Below are 17,257 nucleotides of genomic sequence, written 5' to 3' on the forward strand. Positions count from 1 at the left end.
GCTGAACAGCTTGTAACCAGCGGGCAGATTTAAGCGACAAAATTCTCTGCTATACATATTTCTTTCAGTTTTACCACAACGCTGAAACATTCTCCGCGATCGGCAGCAAATTCCAGTGTCATGTAGCCGTTGTCTTTTTTGACTGCACAAGCTTCCATGACAGTGGTGCCTTCGCCGTCGATGAGTTTCAAAGTCAGGTTGAGCGGCAAGCTGTCTGCTCCGGCGATCGGATGCACCTGTACTTTAATATTAATATCACTATCAGTCGTTGGTGCGATCGCCACCACCAAAGCTACAGATTCGCCGGCTACTCCTACACCCCTATCTAAATTAGGTTTTCCCCGAAAACAGTTGAGAGTTGTTGGTACTGATTCCGAGATATCTGGTGTCAGATGGATCGTCTTAGCCCGCACGATTGCCCTACCATAACGAAAAGCTAAACTAGGTTCTGGTGGTGCTAAAACTTCTGCTACAGACTGCCAATGAGCATCAAAAATATTGTGCAGCCACTGACTGAGTTGTACAGTTGTTTTGCTGCATTTCAGGCCATCCAAATGTAGCAGCAATTTTTCAACACTTTGTAATTTGTCGATCGCCAACTCGCCAGCGATTGCAGTTGCCATAAATCCCAGCAAAATAGCTTCTTTGCTGTTTGTATCGATTTCAACTGCCACTAAACCAATGCGATCGTCAGGTACTTCCAGCGGAATGTCACAAAACTTGCCAGACTTCACAGGGCGGCATTCCAAATAGCCAAATTGAGTTAATTTCAAATCTGCTGCATCGGTGTAAAGGCGCATGGCAGGGTTCCAACTATCGCTGGCTTTCAAATCTGTAGGAATATCCATCATTTCCATGTAATCTTTCACTGCACATACAGCTAAAGTGTTGAAATAAACTTGGTCTCTTTTTTCTGCTGTACTCAATCCTTTAATATTTGAAAAGTTCTCTGCCAGTCGCAGCGCTGCGGTGGTAATCGGCAGTGGAATAGATGATTGCCTGATATTGTTAAGGTTGCCATTCATCGGGATTCTCCTCTTTGAACTATAGTTTTATGATGAAAATTCAAAAACAGACTTTTCTCTAGTCTTTCTCAAAAAGATGAGGTACTCATGGGAATTGGGAATTGAGAATTGGGCATTGGGCATTGGGAATTGGGCATTGGGCATACCTCACCACGATTGATAAGCGCTATATTACTAATTAAAAATTACCCAATTTTCAGGGTTGTTACCCGCTATCTCAAGGCTTTTTGAGCGGCGATATTTTAATTCAAATATAATAAATATCGCTATTAACTATTAACTATTAACTGTTATACCAATTTAATCTTAAGTTGCATAGATCCGATCCCCCTAAATCCCCCTTAAGAAGGGGGACTTTGAGAAGAATCTTGTCCCCCCCTTATTAAGAGGGGTTAGGGGGGATCGGAATTCGCGAGCAGCCTCATAAAAAATTGGTATTAACTGTGAACTGCCAACTGCCAACTGCCAACTGCCAACTGTCAACTGTCAACTGTCAACTGTCAACTGCTATTCTAGATATCCTTGCTTTTTGGCAAAATTTCGCAAGCGGGGCAAACACTCTCTTTTATAAAAGTTGGGCGCGGTTGACGGTGGCAAGTTAAATTCAAGAGCAATATTTTTCCAGGGAGTCTCCGGGGGAAGACGCTTCAAAATTAAGATTTGGCAAGTGACATCGGGGCGTTCTTTGATGTAAACGCTTCTTAACTCTCCCTCTATATCTGCCAGCACCCATTTTTTAGTCTCTTCTAGAATAACTAGCGGACTGTCAGAATGAGTCGGCGGATTTTCGATATTATTTATCGGGTTAATTATTTCTGAGTCGTCTAAATTTGTCGGGAAAATAACTCTATTTTGATCCTTTGCTTCTTCGATACAAAAGTCTCTCAGCCGCATCATGAGATAGTTGCCTAGCCAAGTAATGAGACTGGCTCGATTCGGATCGAAAATTCTTGTGGTATTCTCTTCGCAAACGCAAACATTGCGACAAAAATACACCCAAGTTTGCTGTAGGGCATCGTTATAATGAGGCGTGTTTTCTTGCCAAAGTTTGCCGGATTTGACGATCAGCCTCACTATCTCGCTGAGTTTTTGCCGTCGCATCAAGCTTTTGGGCGGATGCGAACAGGCTTCAGCAACTAGCTGTTTGAGTTGTTGGTTTAAATTGTTCTCCCTATTGTTGGTGTCGGGCATCGGCGAGGGCCTCCTGAAGAGTCTCTGGATGAATGCTAGACACGGCATTTGCTGGTTGAGTTTCCACAATAGAATCGCTGAGTTGATGTTTGGTAGCCAAACAAGTGTTGTCTGATAATCAGTTATCAGCATCCTGCGAGAAATTTTCGCGAAAATTCCACAAAAATTTTTGAAATATTTAGTTGACAAATGCGATCGAATGAGGTAATGATCGATTTTTGAGGCTGTGCCGCGCGTGTGTCCTTTGTCTTCTGTGCGTTTGTGGGCCACAGCCCCGAATTTTGCTAGCCGGAAAGTCGATCGACCTTTTATGCCCAACGAACGACTTGCTTATTTGCTGAGAAATTATATACTTTGTCAAGTTAAGAAATATTTTTTTGATTGATCCAGGAGTAAGCAAAACAAATGTACATCGTACAAATTGCCTCAGAGTGCGCCCCCGTCATCAAAGCAGGCGGTTTGGGGGACGTAGTTTATGGGTTGAGTCGGGAGTTGCAGAATTCCGGCCACGCCGTCGAAATTATTCTGCCCAAGTATGACTGCATGAGGTACGACCACATTTGGGGGCTGCACGATGCCTATCGGGATTTGGCGGTGCCCTGGTACGGTGGCGAAATCCTTTGCGATGTCTATTGTGGCTGGGTGCACGGGGTATTGTGTTTTTTCATCGAACCTCGATCGCAAGATAACTTTTTTAACCGCGGCTGTTATTACGGTTGCAACGATGACAATATGCGGTTTGCGTTTTTTAGCAAAGCTGCTTTGGAATTTTTGCTCAGAAGCAACAAGCGCCCGGATGTGATTCACTGTCACGACTGGCAAACTGGCTTGATTCCAGTCATGCTGTTTGAAGTTTATAAATACAATTGGATGGAAAATCAGCGAGTCTGCTACACCATTCACAATTTCAAACATCAAGGAATGGGCGGAAGTGAGATTTTGGAAGCAACGGGTTTGAATCGCCCGGATTATTATTTTCAGTACGATCGCCTGCGAGATAATTTTAACCCCTTTGCCCTCAACTTTATGAAAGGCGGCATTGTGTACTCAAACTTTGTCACCACGGTTTCGCCGCACCACGCTTGGGAAGCTCACGTCGGCGAGTTCGGCTACGGTTTGGGCCACACTCTGCATATATATCAAGACAAGTTTCGCGGGGTACTCAACGGCATCGATTACGACGTGTGGAATCCCGAGAGCGATCGCTACATTCAGCACCACTACACTCAGGAGGATTTGGCAGGAAAAGCCGAAACTAAAACAGCTTTGCGCGATCGGCTGTTAATGCGCGATGCTGACAAGCCTCTGATTACCTTTATCGGTCGTTTGGACGACCAAAAAGGCGTTCACCTCGTCCACCATGCAATTTATTACTGTCTGAGCAAAGGCGCGCAATTCGTACTTTTGGGTTCGGCGACGGAAGCGGGAATTAACGCGCATTTCCAGCACGAAAAATGGGTTTTAAATGACAATCCCGACTGCCATTTGGAACTCGGTTTTAATGAGGAACTGTCGCACTTAATTTACGCGGGTGCGGATATGATTGTGGTGCCGAGCAATTACGAACCCTGCGGGCTGACTCAGATGATCGGGTTGCGGTACGGTACGGTGCCTGTGGTGCGGGGCGTGGGCGGTTTGGTGAATACGGTGTTCGATCGCGATTACGACACCAACCACTTACCCGAAGAGCGCAACGGCTACGTATTTCACCAAACAGACTACTACGCTTTAGAGTCGGCGCTCGATCGGGCGATCGGATTGTGGTATGACTATCATGATGAATTTGAAAAGCTCATGATTCAAGGTATGAATTGCGATAATTCGTGGAAATATCCAGCTAAAGACTATGTGGAAATTTACGAGTTAATTCGACACAAATAAGTTAGTCATTGGTCATTAGTCATTAGTCATTAGTCATTAGTCATTGGTCATTTGTCATTAGTCATTGGTCATTTGTCAACTGATTAACGCTGTCAACTGTCAACTGTCAACTGATTAACGCTGTCAACTGATTAACGCTGTCAACTGTCAACTGTCAACTGTCAACTGATTAACGCTGTCCACTGAGATAATGTTTTGGGCGAAAAGGCGGGGGCGGAAAGTACGAATGCAGCTTGTAGGGTTTTCTTGCCTGTCGGTGCGAAGTGCGATCGCACAAGATAGAAGTATAGAAATTAAACGGCTGGTGTTCGCCCGCCCTACACAAAATGAACTCACAACAACTAGAACAACAAGTAACAATCATTCAAGACGAAGCAGCAGCAGGAAATTCAGCTAACCCAACAGTTGAAACTCCTTTATTCGCCTCAGAGTTCGTAACAGAGGAAAAAGTTAGAGTGGAAGAATTTAAGATTAGCGCTGACAGTTTAATTGGTAAAGTCAAAGAACTAATTGAGCAAGGAAAACTCCGCCGCCTCGTCATCAAAAACTCAGAAGGGCGGATTTTAGCAGACATTCCGCTGATGGCGGGATTGGTAGGCGGTGTTGCAGGGAGTGTAGTCTTTCCAATTGCTGCTGTATTGGCAACAGTTGGGGCAGTTGTCGCTCATTTGAGTGTGGTTATCGAGCGAAAAGAGTAATAGGTACGTAGTTGCGCTTTAGCGCTCTTCTCTTATATATTCAAAAGAGCGCCCAAGCGCAACAACATACCAGAGTTATAAAAGGTACGTAGTTGCGCTTAAGCGCTCTTCTCTTATATATTCAAAAGAGCGCTGAAGTGCAACAACATACCAGAGTCATAAAAGGTACGTAGTTGCGCTTAAGCGCTCTTCTCTTATATATTCAAAAGAGCGCCCAAGCGCAACAACATACCAGAGTTATAAAAGGTACGTAGTTGCGCTTAAGCGCTCTTCTCTTATATATTCAAAAGAGCGCCCAAGCGCAACAACATACCAGAGTTATAAAAGGTACGTAGTTGCGCTTTAAAAGAGCGTTGAAGCGCAACTACATACGCCCGCACCCGTAATTTTTATTATTTTCTTTGAGAATATTTGGTTGCCGGGAATTATATTGCATCCGGTTATATTAAACCTGTTTATTCTCACGATCCAGAGATCGGAAAGTTCATTCAGTCGGGAATTATTGTTTCCTCGGCGCGAGTTGTATTTGTGTTAGAGTACAAATTCTAGTTGTGCGATCGCGCGATTTCTCGCATCTTCGATGGAGTCGATCGCACTTTTGGCAAAAACTTGGCTTTTGGCAACAAATCGGCGATCGTTCAAATGGTCGTAAGCTTCCCAATTACCGCTAACTTCGCGATCGTGCCACAGAAACCAGCCGCGGTAGATTTCCCCGCTATCAATATCATCGCACAGCACCAGCCAATCATCACCCGTGAGAGCGCTGTTATCTAAGGCTACCAATTCAACCCACGCTAATGCAGTGCAGGCATCGATCGCATCAGCATCAACGGAGTTAGATTCTGTAGCGGTAGATTGTGGCGAGCAAAGTGTAGACTTCATAAATTCTCCTGAATGAAATAAATGGATTTATGCTATTTATGCAACTGATGGGGGACAGCAATTGGAAAAATCGTATTCTGATGAATTTGCGGTTGGTCAAATTTACCAGCGGCCGATGCTTCTGTTAAATTATTAAGTGTATTAATTGTCACAATTGAAGCAGTTCCTAAGGCGGCCATTGCCAATCGGTGTAGAATTTTGTTCATGGTGATGCTCCTGGGTTTTCCTTGATGTATCTACTCTAAAAAAAATCAGTGGTTGCTCGCAGGGGAGATTGGGGAGTTAAGATTTTTTTTGCTTTTCAAATATATTCACAGGTTGAAGCCGTTATCAGGACAGAGTTTGAGAAAGTCGATCGCCTAAAAACCCTCTACAAGTAAAATTACTTAAATTCCGGCGGGCTGACTATCTCCCTTAAAATCGCTTAAAATAGGAACTTAAGGTGTTAAAGTTCCTAGATTCCTTCCCATTTCAGTGCAACAGAAGTGCTCAAGTCAAAACGCGATCGCGGTCGAATTCTCACAGCCCCTGGCTTAAAGAAACTTAATGAGGCGCTCCAAGAATGGTCTGACCGATATAACATTAGAGGTACTCTGACGGAAATCGAGGCCGAGTCGGGCGTTGGCGCGGATACTGTCAGCAAAATTAAGCAGGGTAGAGAAGGTGCGGATCTCAGCAAACTGCGACAGTTGTTCGCGGCGTTTGAGCTGACTCTGACGAATGGCGACCATCGATCGGCTAAACTAGACGATGCCGAAGATGTCGCTGAGTCGGACAATTTGCCCGCAGCGGGGGAAACCGCCAGCAGCAGCAACAGAAGTGTTAAAGTATTTGTGAGTTATCGCAGCGCCGAACCCGATCGCGAGTTGGGAAAACAGCTAGAAACGGCGTTAAGTGCGATCGGGCATACAGTCTTCACCGCAGAAAATAATATTAGATTGGGAGATAATTGGTTCGATCGCATAAACTACTTCCTCAAAGAATGCGATTATTTGCTATTGCTATTGCCGCCAACAGTCAGTCAAAGTGAACTGCTAACCTATCAAGTTCAGCAAGCCAAAGAACTTCAAGACTCTCGCCCTGACAAGAAACCAATAATTTTACCGATTCGCGTCGGTTTTCCCTTGAACGTACCTCTAAACCACGATTTGCGGGGCTATCTGTACCGAATCGAACAGAGGGAATGGCAAACGGATGCCGACACTTCAATTCTGATCGAAGAAGTGTTGAAATTGCTAGCAGAAACTCCCGCACCAGTCAAAGAACAACCGGAAGATTTTAGAGCAAAACAGGTATTAGAAATTAGTAGCGACGAAATACCTCTACCCGCCGCGGAACCGGAATTACCGGGAGGACAAGTCGATGTCGCTTCTCAATTTTATGTAGAACGTCAGCCAATTGAAGAACGCTGCTATCAAACTATTGTACAGCCCAGCGCCTTAATTAGAATCAAAGCACCGAGGCAAATGGGCAAAACATCCTTAATGGCAAGAATTTTGCATCACGGATCGCGTCAAGGTTATTGCACAGTGCCGCTAACTTTTCAGTTAGTAGATAAAAGTGTATTCGCCAACTTAGATAAATTCTTAAAATGGTTTTGCGCTTACGTCGGGCGCGAATTGCACTTAGCCAATCAATTAGACGATTATTGGGACGATATTTTTGGCAGCAAAGTCAACTGCAAAGATTACTTTGAGAAATACATCTTACCCCAAATCGACAGTCCTCTAATTTTAGGATTAGACGAGATCGATCGCGTTTTCCAATATCCCGACATCGCCGAAGACTTTTTGGGACTGCTGCGGGCGTGGCACGAAGAATCGAAGCGGCGGGACATCTGGAAAAAACTGCGATTAATAGTCGTTCACTCCACCGAAGTGTACATCCCTATGAACATCAATCAATCGCCCTTCAACGTCGGCTTACCCGTAGATTTACCCGAATTCAACCCTCAGCAAATCCAAGACTTAGCAGCGCGGCACAACTTGAATTGGTCAGAAACCGAAGTTGAGCAACTGACGGCAATAGTCGGCGGTCATCCGTATTTAGTACGAGTTGCACTATATCATATTTCGCGAGGCGATCTGACACTTGATGAATTAAAAGAAAGTGCGTTAGCGAAGCCCTCGAAGAGGATCGCCGATGCGGGCATTTACAGCGATCATTTGCGCCGCCAGTTGTGGAATTTAGAAGAATACCCAGAATTAGCCGAAGGAATGAGAGAGATTGCGGTGGCGGATTCTGGGGTGCAATTAAAGGCGATTCAGGCGTTCAAGTTGGACAGTTTGGGGTTGGTAAAGTTGCAGGGAAACGAGTGCGTGCCTAGGTGCGAGTTGTACCGGCAATATTTTCGATCGCACTTAAGCGCGATCGGGTAATATTAATTTTGGGTGAAAAATCTCCGCTCGAAATCGGCGGTTGAAACCGCTACTACACAAACAAAATCTGCCTTCGCGGATTAAGAGATAATCAGCTTAAAACATCCCATGAACGATATTTTTTTGATAACTTCCGACAATTGGCTAGATTGGATAACCGTGTTTGGCTATCTAGGTTTTACTGTTTTCGTTATGTGGCGAATTTTGGCGGCAAAGTAGATATGTGTTAAAATCAGGTACAATTCTCACTAAATCAACTCCTGCATACTAATTATGTCGCCCGTGGAAAGTGTCGCAGCAATTCCTATACGGTTGTTTTTGAAGAATTGAACCGCAGAGGGCGCAGAGGGCGCAGAGGAAGAGGAGAGAGAGATGAATCCTCAACTTGTAGGGTGCGTCAGACGAAGTTTTAGGGCGATGATTAAAAATTCCGGTTCTGACGCACCCTACTAATTGACTGTAGGGTGCGCCAGACAAAGTTTTAGAGAGTTTTTTTAGGGCTGTATTTAGATATCATCATCTCATATATTTCATAATTTTCTCGATCGAAACAGCAAAAAAATACTTTTGGAGCAGCACCATTGTTTTGTATATATTCCGAGCATACCTTCACTGCAATCTCACTTGCTAGAGCTTTAGGAAAGCTGTAAATACCGGTGCTAATGCAAGGAAATGCCAAACTCTCAAACTCTCGCTCTGTGGCAATTTGCATACACTTACGGTAACACTCGGCTAAGAGTTCCGGTTCTCCATCATTACCCTTTCGCCATACTGGCCCTACTGCGTGAATGACGAAGCGTGCAGGCAATTTATATCCCTTAGTTAGTTTAGCATCTCCAGTCTTGCATCCTCCCAGCAATCGGCATTCGTCATAAAGTTGCGATCCTGCTGCTCTGTGTATTGCTCCATCTACTCCACCACCACCAAGCAAGCTGCTATTTGCAGCATTCACGATCGCATCTACTTCGAGTTTTGTGATGTCGCCCAAAATAACTTTCATATTTATTGGCATAGTAAACTGTAGACAAGTTTAGCAAAGAAACTCGTTATCTAGTTTTCTTCTCTCAATTTTCGCAAAATCGGAATTTGTTCCAACTGTTCCGATCGCAAACTATCCCAGTTTAACCCAGTTGGACGCGGATAAGTTGTATTAGTCTCAATTACCTCGTCAGCAGTCACAATCCAATTCAGCGCCCAATCGTGAGGCTGCATCGGCAAACGCGAATCTTCTACAATTTGCAAAGGATGCACTGTAGTCACAATCGGCGTATCGATTTCTACTAATCCGAATTCTGTCAGCATCGCCAACTCCAAATCGGCAAATCCTGCACCTTTGCCGGTTCTTCCCCCGTTGCGCGTCACGGCTACACAGCCGACTATTGCTAAGTCGATCGCCTCCATGTCTGCAAAACTGACCAATTTTCCGCAACTGAGGGCTTTACGGGCGATCGCGCTTTCGGCAATAGATACACTTTGTCTCTGCAAATCCTCGGCTGTTAATTCGACAAAACAGCGATCGTCTGTCAAGCGCGGTACAGCCATATACAAGCGTTTTCCATCTTGCAAAGCCCGCATCCGCACTGGAATTTGCGCCGCATCGGGATTGCATTTAATCGTTTTCGCCTGTTGCCAAATCGGTAAACTCGCCAATTTTTCAGCCGCCAACTCGGCACCGACAAAATTGGGAATATGACCAAAAGAATCGCCAACAGATGCGGTTTGATCTTTCAGTAAAGACCAAATTTCCGTTCTTAACTTGTCTTTGTCGCGGTGATATCCAATCCAATCTGTTTTCATGCTATATTATGGTACAATATATTATCCAAAATTTTACTTAAATTCTTCAGTCCGCGAAGGCGGACTTCGTTCGTGTAGACGCGGTTTCAACCGCCGAATGACTAAAATGTAATTTTTAAAATTTACCATTTTATTCTATGAATTTTACCACAAAACCCAGTTATTATCAAGTCGGTGGCAGTCTGACAAATAATGCTCCGAATTACGTCAAGCGTCAAGCAGATGACGACTTTTATAACGGATTGAAGGCGGGGGAATTTTGCTATGTTTTGAATTCCCGCCAAATGGGTAAATCTAGCTTGCAGGTGCGGACAATTCAGCGACTGAGAAATGAGGGAATTGCTTGTGCTGCGATCGACATTTCGGAAATTGGCAACCGCGGCGTAACTCCCGAACAGTGGTATGCTGGGCTTCTCCGCATTCTCGAAAATAACTTTAATCTGTCGGATATTGTCAACGTGCGGACTTGGTGGCGCGATCGCAATTTTTTAACTCCGGTGCAAAGATTGAGCGAATTCATCGAAACCGTGTTGTTACTCAATATTTCCACCAATATTGTCATCTTTATCGACGAAATCGACAGCATTCTCGCCCTGGATTTTCCCGCCGATGATTTTTTAGCCCTAATTCGATCGTGCTATAACAAGCGTGCCAATAACTCGGAGTTCGATCGCCTAACGTGGGCTCTCCTAGGTGTAGCATCGCCGACGGATTTGTGCCGCGACAAGAATCTGGGCAGCAACACGCCTTTTAATATCGGTAGGGCGATCGAATTAACTGGTTTTGACGAAACAGAAGCTCAACCGCTAGCAGCGGGGTTAGCGGAGCTTACAGACAGTTCTGCTGAAGTTTTGAGAGAGGTTTTGTATTGGACGGGCGGGCAACCGTTTTTGACTCAAAAGCTGTGCAAACTTTTATTTGAAAATGTACATTTAACCCCGGATTTACCCCCCCCAGCCCCCCCTTGTCAAGGGGGGGAGCAAGAGCGAGTCAATAATCCGCGAGAGTGGGTTGAGGAAGTGGTGCGGTTGAAGATTGTGGAGAATTGGGAATCTCAGGATGTGCCCGAACATTTGTCTACAATTCGCGATCGACTGTTTCGAGAAAACCAGCGGATTGTCAGAAGACTCGGATTGTACCAGCAAATTTTAGAGCAAGTTGAAATCGTCCCCGATGGTAGTGCGGAACAAATGGAATTGCGATTAAGCGGATTAATCGTCAAACGCCGAGAAAAATTAACTATTTCTAATCCTATTTATCAAGCTGTCTTTAACCAAGACTTAATCGCCAAAAACTTAGAAAAACTCTTGCCTTACTCCGAAGCTATCAAAGTCTGGCTGAACTCTAACTCTCAAGATGACTCCCAACTGTTGCGCGGCGAAGATTTGCAATCAGCATTGGTTTGGGCGGCAGACAAAAGTTTGAGAAACGAAGACTTTCAATTTTTGACAGCCAGCCAAAAACTGATTTTGAGCGACCAAAATCAACTGCTGCTGGCAGCTAAACTAGAAACCCAAACAGCGACGCGCGATGCCGAAACAGCTTTGAGTGAAGCTGGTGCAGCCAAGCAAAAAGCCCAACAGTGGATCGGCATCGGTTCGGCGGTACTCGCCGGATCGTTGATTGGGGCGATCGGCTTTTCAACTCTCGCTTACCAGCGGTTTAAACTAGCACAAGCCAGTATTGAAATCGAACAAAATGGCAGCGATGCTTTACTATTGGCGGTATCTCAAAAAAACGAGAGCAGCGAAGCTTTATCGGAAGCTTTGCTGAGGGCGATCGCCTCTGGAAAAAAATTAAGAACATTTGTTGAAAATAAACAACATCTCGAACAATATCCGGCAACTAGACCGCTGTTAGCCTTACAAGTTATTCTCGACAAAATTAGCACGAAACAGCAGATAAAAACACCGTCGCTTCCACCAAGAAAGATGAATTGGCGAGCTCATATAGGTGCTGTTACCAGCATTTGTTTTAGCCCCGATGGTAAAATTTTGGCAACCGCAGGAATAGACGATAGAGTAAGAATTTGGAACTTTTACGGGCAGAAGCTTGCTGAATGGAAAGCTTTACAGCAGTCAGTGAATATGGTAAGCTTTAGCCCAGATGGTAAATTTTTAGCGACTGCCGGAAGCGATAGCACAGTTAAGTTCTGGAATTTGTCAGGGAAAAAGATTTCTCAGTTGAAAGGAATTGAAGGCTCTGTTAACAGTATTAGTTTTAGTCAGACAGAAAAGTTATTTGCAGCAGCAGGAATCGATAGCAGTTCGGCAATTTGGAACTTGTCAAAACTCCCAAAAGTAATCTCATCTAGCATAAAGCTTCCCGGTCACAATGGTTTAGTTAGAAGCGTTAATTTTAGCCCCAGCGGCGATTTTTTGACGACTTTAGACGGCAAATCTACAGTGCGAGTTTGGGATTTGTCGGGAAAACTGGAAAAAACTCTGCCGGTGCAGGCAATTGGTATCAGTTTCAGTCGTAATCCACAGCAGTATCGCTTTGCTACAGTAACATTAAACGGCAAAGTCGGGCTGTGGAATCTGTCAGCAAAAAAATTAGTTAGTGAATTTGAAACCTTGCATTTAGATGCCAAATTAATTAGTTTTAGTCCCGACGGAGAAAGGCTGGCTACTGTGGGAATTGATAAGACTGTGCGGCTGTGGAATTTAGCGGGGCGCCCGGTTGCTCAATTTACCTTTGAGGAGAATGTTGTTAGTGTCGGTTGGAGTGGAGATGGCAAGCAAATTGCTGTAGCTGGCAGCAATGGTACTGTCTGGTTGAGACAGGTTGAAGGGTTGGAAGAATTGCTGAAGCAAAGCTGCGATTTTCTGGGCAGTAAACCGGAATATTTGAGAAGGGTTTCGACTATCTGCAAGTAGCAATATAGCCTTTCTCAAAAAAGATAAGGTACGTTGTTGGGCTTTAGCCCTCTTATATTATTATATAGTAAGCGAGATAGCCTCAAAAACTCCATTTACAGTAATACCTCATTTTTCTGATAAATGCTATATCCGCACCCTATAAATACTGTCCCAGGTTAACTGTCAAAATCGATCGCGACGCACCAAACAAATACTCCCGGTTTGTAGGGTGTGTTCGGTGCGTCGCTATGAGATTGTCGCTTTTTTTTGGGGGATAATCCATGGCGACGCACCCTACAAATACTGTCAACTGTCAACTGTCAACTGTCAACTGTTTAATTTACCTTGACAGGGGAAACACTTACATTAGGATTTTTCACTCTTCTTAAAAGTTCTTGTCTGGCTTGTTCGGGATTTTGCCCTTTTGGGACTTGATATAATAATCTACAGGAACCGTCTTGAGGATTAGCTGCACAAATAATTAGTTGACCGCTGGCAGATGCACCTGCTGTGACAATATTGTCCCAGCTTCCTTGGCCTTGCGAGTTGTTGAGAATTCCCGAGACTCGGGTGCAGCGAGTAATGGCGTCTTCTCCTGATTCATTGAAATAGTTATCAGCTACCCACAGAATAACGGGAATATTTTTGCCTTGTTGGACAGCAATTGTGGCCGGGCGGCCACCAGCAGCGCCACAGAAAAATGACGGAGTTTGGGCAAAAGCCTGACTGTTTGCTAAAATCGGAGCTGCAATGGCAATAATTGACACACTAAAAGCTGACTTTAAAAGCCGAAATTTCATGGGCGGTAATAAGCTTTTTCATTTATGGTTACTAATACTCTAAAAAGTTAGACTGCTGCTTGCCGGGAAGATTAGGCATTTAGGGAAAAAAATAAAAATTATTCTGTCAAGTTTTGCCGTAAGCGTTGCCCGGGCGAGACGATCGCCCATACTACCATTATCCAGACCAAAACCCACGGAAAATCCCTCGCTGACAAAGGCTGTGGCAAAAAATACGCGCACTCGCAGGGGATCGATCGCGAAGGTATAAGGTAAAGGTAAGGTTCTTAGCAGTTTTTGGCGATCGCCCCGTCCTTCCTCAGTCCGCCCCCCTAAATGGGAACCTGTGTTAGCATCAATAAAAATCTTCTCTTTAATAATCAACAATGGGCAATGTTCTGGTGCTGAATGCCTCCTACGAACCGCTCAACATCACCAATTGGCGAAGAGCGGTAGTTTTGTTGCTGAAAGGAAAAGCAGAACAGGTAGAACATAACGGGAAATTTATTGCGCCAAACTTCCCGCTACCAACTGTGATTCGACTGCGGCATTACGTCCGAGTTCCCTATAAGGATATTCCGCTTACCCGCCGGAACATCTTGCACCGTGACGCCCACTCTTGTCAATACTGTGGCTACACCGGGGACGATTTGACCCTGGATCACGTCATTCCCCGATCGCGCGGGGGAGGCGAAAGTTGGGAAAACCTCGCTACCGCCTGCGTGCGCTGCAATGTCAATAAAGGCAGTCGCACCCCGAAAGAAGCAGGAATGCTGCTGCGGTATCCGCCCAGGAAACCTCACAGCGGTCTTTATTTTGAAGTAACTAGGCACGTTAAGAGTGGTATGCACCAAGAATGGCAAAAATATGTAATCGGCCTTTGAAACCCCTGTCGCAAGAAAGCGCGGGGGTTTTTTGCGGAAGTTTTGAGTTGCAGGCGTGGCGCCATGAGTGCGTCGGGCCAATAGTTTTGAGTTGAAAAGTTAAGTAATTAAAGAGAGAATTTATATCAATTCCGGTTGCACCGTCAGGTGATGTTGACTGTTGACTGTTGACTGTTAACTGTTGACTGTTAACTGTTGAGAGTTTAAACAATACCAATGCAACCGGAAACGATTTTATCTCTTAACTCCGGTTTCTGTTAAGAAATATTGGGTTTGACAGCGCGGCACCTACAAAGAAACCGGGTTTAATTGGTTTTGGCGCGCAAATCCTGAAAGAATTAAATTGTGTATTTTTAACAATGAAAGACCACCAGCCTACCAATTCAGATGAAGTATCTGACAACCACGAAGCTGAGGTTGTACCATCCGCGAGTGTACCTGGGAAACGGCGCAGCAAAGCCGAAGTTGCTTCGGAAGACGATCGCGCCAGTCTGCGCGGGGAATTACTCGATCGCAAAATCGAGCAATTGCGCCAAATGTTCGATCGGCACAGAGGCGATCGCCAGTTAATATTATTGCAAGATTTTCCCGACCCCGACGCACTTTCGAGCGCTTGGGCTTACAAATTAATCGCCGAACAGTACGATATTCAATGCGAGATTATCTACGCCGGCGCCCTCAGCCACCAAGAAAATATTGCCTTAGTTAAATTGACAGGCTTACCGTTGCAGCGGTGGACGCTGGAAACGACAAAAACGAAGGATTTGTCGGCGTATCAGGGCTGCGTTTTTATCGACAACCAAGGCACGACTTGTAACTTAACTGAGTTTATTTTAGGGGCAGGAGTGCCGATCGCAGCAGTAATCGACCACCACAGTTTGCAGGGGGAAATGAACGCAGAATTTACGGATTTGCGTCCGGATATCCGCGCTACAGCCACGATTTTTACCGAGTATTTGCAGGCTGGAATGGTGGCTTTTGACGGTAGTGTCAGCCAGCACGTCAAGTGTGCTACGGCTTTGATGCACGGTTTGCGATCGGATACCAATGCCCTCAGACAAGCACAGGAGGAGGACTTTTTAGCTGCGGCTTATTTGAGCCGATTTTATGACCCGCAGTTGCTGAATGCGGTGTTACAGTCGTCTCGTTCTAAATGGGTGATGGATGCGATCGAGCGATCGCTCAAACACCGCATTGTCAAGAACAATTTCTCGATCGCGGGCATCGGCTACCTCCGCTATGACGATCGAGATTCCATTCCCCAAGCAGCGGACTTTTTGGTAACAGAAGAGAACGTACATACAGCCGTTGTCTATGCAATTGTGCACGACAAAGACGAAGAAATCGAAGTAGTAATCGGATCGCTGCGAACGAACAAACTGACTCTTGACCCCGATGAATTTATTAAAGAAGCCTTCGGTCAAGATGCTCAAGGACGCTTTTTTGGCGGTGGAAGAAGTCAAGCGGGCGGTTTTGAAATTCCGGTAGGATTTCTTTCGGGTGGAAATGAGAATAGCGATTATGCAAGGCACAAATGGGAAGTATTCGATTCTCAAATTAAGCAAAAATTAATGAGTTTAATTAGTCCTACCGATAATCCAGTTTACGATCGTTAAAGTTTGTATAGCCTTTCTCTCCAAGACTAAGGTACGTTGTTGGGCTTCAGCCCTCTGGTGGTGATGCTACACTCAGCTCGCCGACGCACCAAAAACTCCAATAACAGTTATACTTCATCTTTTTGAGAAGGTACGTTGTTGGGCTTGAGCCTCCTTGTGGTGATGGTACACTCAGCTCGCCGACGCAGCAAAAAGTTCAATAATACTCATACTTCATCTTTTTGAAAAAGTTTATAGCCCTTCTCAAAAAGAAGAAGTATGTCTAATCATGGGTGATTGCTAATTGCTAATCGATATTCACTAAATGAACAAATAGTTATATAAGATATCCCTCGAAAGTTTTTGTCGGATTATCGCTAAAGAATTCGGTTTATTCATATTTTTTATACAAAAAAAGTAAGTTGTTGCGCTTTAGCGCTCTATTTTAGACTAATAGAGCGCTAAAGCGCAACAACGTACCTTTAACGTACTTTTGAAGTAAACCTGACGACAGCGCAGGATTGTAAGGCAGTTGTACAATGAATAGGGCGAAAATGCGATCGCACCAAATCTCAAAAAAAGTGCGATCGCAAAACTATCAAAAAGGACAGCGACAGTGCATCTCTACCTAGTCCGTCACGGCATCGCAGCGGAACCCGAAGAATATGATACAGACGAGGAACGGCCCCTAACTAAAGAGGGCGATCGTAAAACCCGAAAAATCGCCCAGCGGCTGTACGAGATCGAAATTCAGTTCGATCTGATTCTTACCAGTCCCCTACTGCGCGCCACACAAACCGCCCAAATCCTGCTGTCAGCGGGTCTGAGTTCCAAAATAGAAGAATCCATCCCCCTCGCACCTTCAGGAGACATCGGGGACTGGCTGAGGTGGTACAAGCAGTGGCAGGAAACAGGGAACCGCAGCTTGGCCCTAGTGGGCCACCAACCAGATTTGGGCAATTGGGCTGAAACTTTACTTTGGGGTCGATCGCACGACGCGCTGATTGTCAAAAAAGCAGGTATCATCGGCTTAATTCTCCCCGAAACTGGCTCCCCAGTCGGCCGCAGCCAAATGTTCTGGCTGACTGGGCCCAAGTTTTTGCTCTCCTAGAAACGGCGAATCGCCCTCTTAAACCCAGATTTTCGGGCGCAGAAAGCGGGTGGGAGGGGCGAAAATATCTAGCGGTGCGATTGATAACTGGGTTGAAAAATCCCGTTTCTGAGCGGCGGAGTGCCTGAGTCGCGATCGAATTATTCTTGGTCGAGACGGTGACACGATCTTGCTT

At 45.1% G+C, this 17,257-nt stretch carries 15 protein-coding genes; 7 read left to right on the forward strand and 8 right to left on the reverse strand.

Annotated features, from left to right (window positions below; all coding sequences use genetic code 11):
- Positions 1-29 precede the first annotated feature (29 nt).
- Together QZ918_RS19050 and QZ918_RS19055 are read right to left on the reverse strand one after the other, a co-directional pair.
- A complete protein-coding gene (locus tag QZ918_RS19050; RefSeq protein ID WP_293337650.1) occupies positions 30-1,025 on the reverse strand; it encodes a DUF1822 family protein in 996 nt (331 codons plus the stop codon).
- Between the two features lie 507 nt (positions 1,026-1,532).
- Positions 1,533-2,534, reverse strand: coding sequence for a hypothetical protein (locus QZ918_RS19055; RefSeq protein ID WP_293337652.1), 1,002 nt, complete (start codon positions 2,532-2,534; stop codon positions 1,533-1,535).
- 87 nt (positions 2,535-2,621) lie between these two features.
- Here QZ918_RS19055 and glgA point away from each other — a divergent pair, with 87 nt between their 5' ends.
- Positions 2,622-4,097, forward strand: coding sequence for a glycogen synthase GlgA (glgA, locus tag QZ918_RS19060; protein WP_293337654.1), 1,476 nt, complete (start codon positions 2,622-2,624; stop codon positions 4,095-4,097).
- 326 nt (positions 4,098-4,423) lie between these two features.
- The gene (locus QZ918_RS19065; RefSeq protein ID WP_293337656.1) at positions 4,424-4,795 is read left to right on the forward strand and encodes a DUF4342 domain-containing protein; all 372 of its coding nucleotides are present in this window, start codon (positions 4,424-4,426) and stop codon (positions 4,793-4,795) included.
- Between the two features lie 531 nt (positions 4,796-5,326).
- Here the strand turns inward: QZ918_RS19065 and QZ918_RS19070 are convergent.
- Positions 5,327-5,677, reverse strand: a complete 351-nt coding sequence (locus tag QZ918_RS19070; protein ID WP_293148522.1) for a hypothetical protein — start codon at positions 5,675-5,677, stop codon at positions 5,327-5,329.
- 32 nt (positions 5,678-5,709) lie between these two features.
- Positions 5,710-5,883 carry a hypothetical protein gene (locus QZ918_RS19075; RefSeq protein WP_293148524.1) on the reverse strand — a complete coding sequence of 58 codons (174 nt, stop codon included), beginning with the start codon at positions 5,881-5,883 and terminating at the stop codon, positions 5,710-5,712.
- Positions 5,884-6,162: 279 nt separating this feature from the next.
- On the opposite strand from QZ918_RS19075, the gene QZ918_RS19080 reads away from it, so the two are divergent.
- Positions 6,163-8,055, forward strand: a complete 1,893-nt coding sequence (locus tag QZ918_RS19080; protein WP_293337658.1) for an AAA-like domain-containing protein — start codon at positions 6,163-6,165, stop codon at positions 8,053-8,055.
- A 481-nt stretch (positions 8,056-8,536) separates the two neighbouring features.
- Here the strand turns inward: QZ918_RS19080 and QZ918_RS19085 are convergent, their stop codons facing one another.
- Together QZ918_RS19085 and QZ918_RS19090 are read right to left on the reverse strand one after the other, a co-directional pair.
- On the reverse strand, positions 8,537-9,055 hold the full coding sequence (locus tag QZ918_RS19085; protein WP_293337660.1) for an O-acetyl-ADP-ribose deacetylase: 519 nt from the start codon (positions 9,053-9,055) through the stop codon (positions 8,537-8,539).
- A 50-nt stretch (positions 9,056-9,105) separates the two neighbouring features.
- Positions 9,106-9,852, reverse strand: coding sequence for a 5-formyltetrahydrofolate cyclo-ligase (locus QZ918_RS19090; protein WP_293337663.1), 747 nt, complete (start codon positions 9,850-9,852; stop codon positions 9,106-9,108).
- 137 nt (positions 9,853-9,989) lie between these two features.
- On the opposite strand from QZ918_RS19090, the gene QZ918_RS19095 reads away from it, so the two are divergent.
- Positions 9,990-12,731 (forward strand): WD40 repeat domain-containing protein, encoded by a 2,742-nt coding sequence (locus tag QZ918_RS19095; RefSeq protein ID WP_293337665.1) that lies wholly within the window; start codon positions 9,990-9,992, stop codon positions 12,729-12,731.
- Positions 12,732-13,048: 317 nt separating this feature from the next.
- Here the strand turns inward: QZ918_RS19095 and QZ918_RS19100 are convergent, their stop codons facing one another.
- Together QZ918_RS19100 and QZ918_RS19105 are read right to left on the reverse strand one after the other, a co-directional pair.
- Positions 13,049-13,513 (reverse strand): COP23 domain-containing protein, encoded by a 465-nt coding sequence (locus QZ918_RS19100; RefSeq protein WP_293337667.1) that lies wholly within the window; start codon positions 13,511-13,513, stop codon positions 13,049-13,051.
- Positions 13,514-13,552: 39 nt separating this feature from the next.
- A complete protein-coding gene (locus QZ918_RS19105; RefSeq protein WP_293337669.1) occupies positions 13,553-13,879 on the reverse strand; it encodes a hypothetical protein in 327 nt (108 codons plus the stop codon).
- On the opposite strand from QZ918_RS19105, the gene QZ918_RS19110 reads away from it, so the two are divergent.
- The 3 genes from QZ918_RS19110 to sixA all read left to right on the forward strand — a co-directional run bounded on the left by QZ918_RS19110 (position 13,879) and on the right by sixA (position 17,082).
- Positions 13,879-14,376, forward strand: coding sequence for an HNH endonuclease (locus QZ918_RS19110; protein ID WP_293148535.1), 498 nt, complete (start codon positions 13,879-13,881; stop codon positions 14,374-14,376). The two genes, QZ918_RS19105 and QZ918_RS19110, sit on opposite strands and share 1 nt — an antisense overlap.
- 359 nt (positions 14,377-14,735) lie before the next feature.
- Positions 14,736-15,992 (forward strand): DHH family phosphoesterase, encoded by a 1,257-nt coding sequence (locus QZ918_RS19115; protein WP_293148537.1) that lies wholly within the window; start codon positions 14,736-14,738, stop codon positions 15,990-15,992.
- Between the two features lie 595 nt (positions 15,993-16,587).
- Positions 16,588-17,082 (forward strand): phosphohistidine phosphatase SixA, encoded by a 495-nt coding sequence (gene sixA / locus QZ918_RS19120; RefSeq protein ID WP_293337671.1) that lies wholly within the window; start codon positions 16,588-16,590, stop codon positions 17,080-17,082.
- Positions 17,083-17,257: the final 175 nt, after the last annotated feature.

This window comes from Microcoleus sp. CAWBG58 (assembly GCF_020883045.1).
Classification (GTDB): Bacteria; Cyanobacteriota; Cyanobacteriia; order Cyanobacteriales; family Microcoleaceae; genus Microcoleus.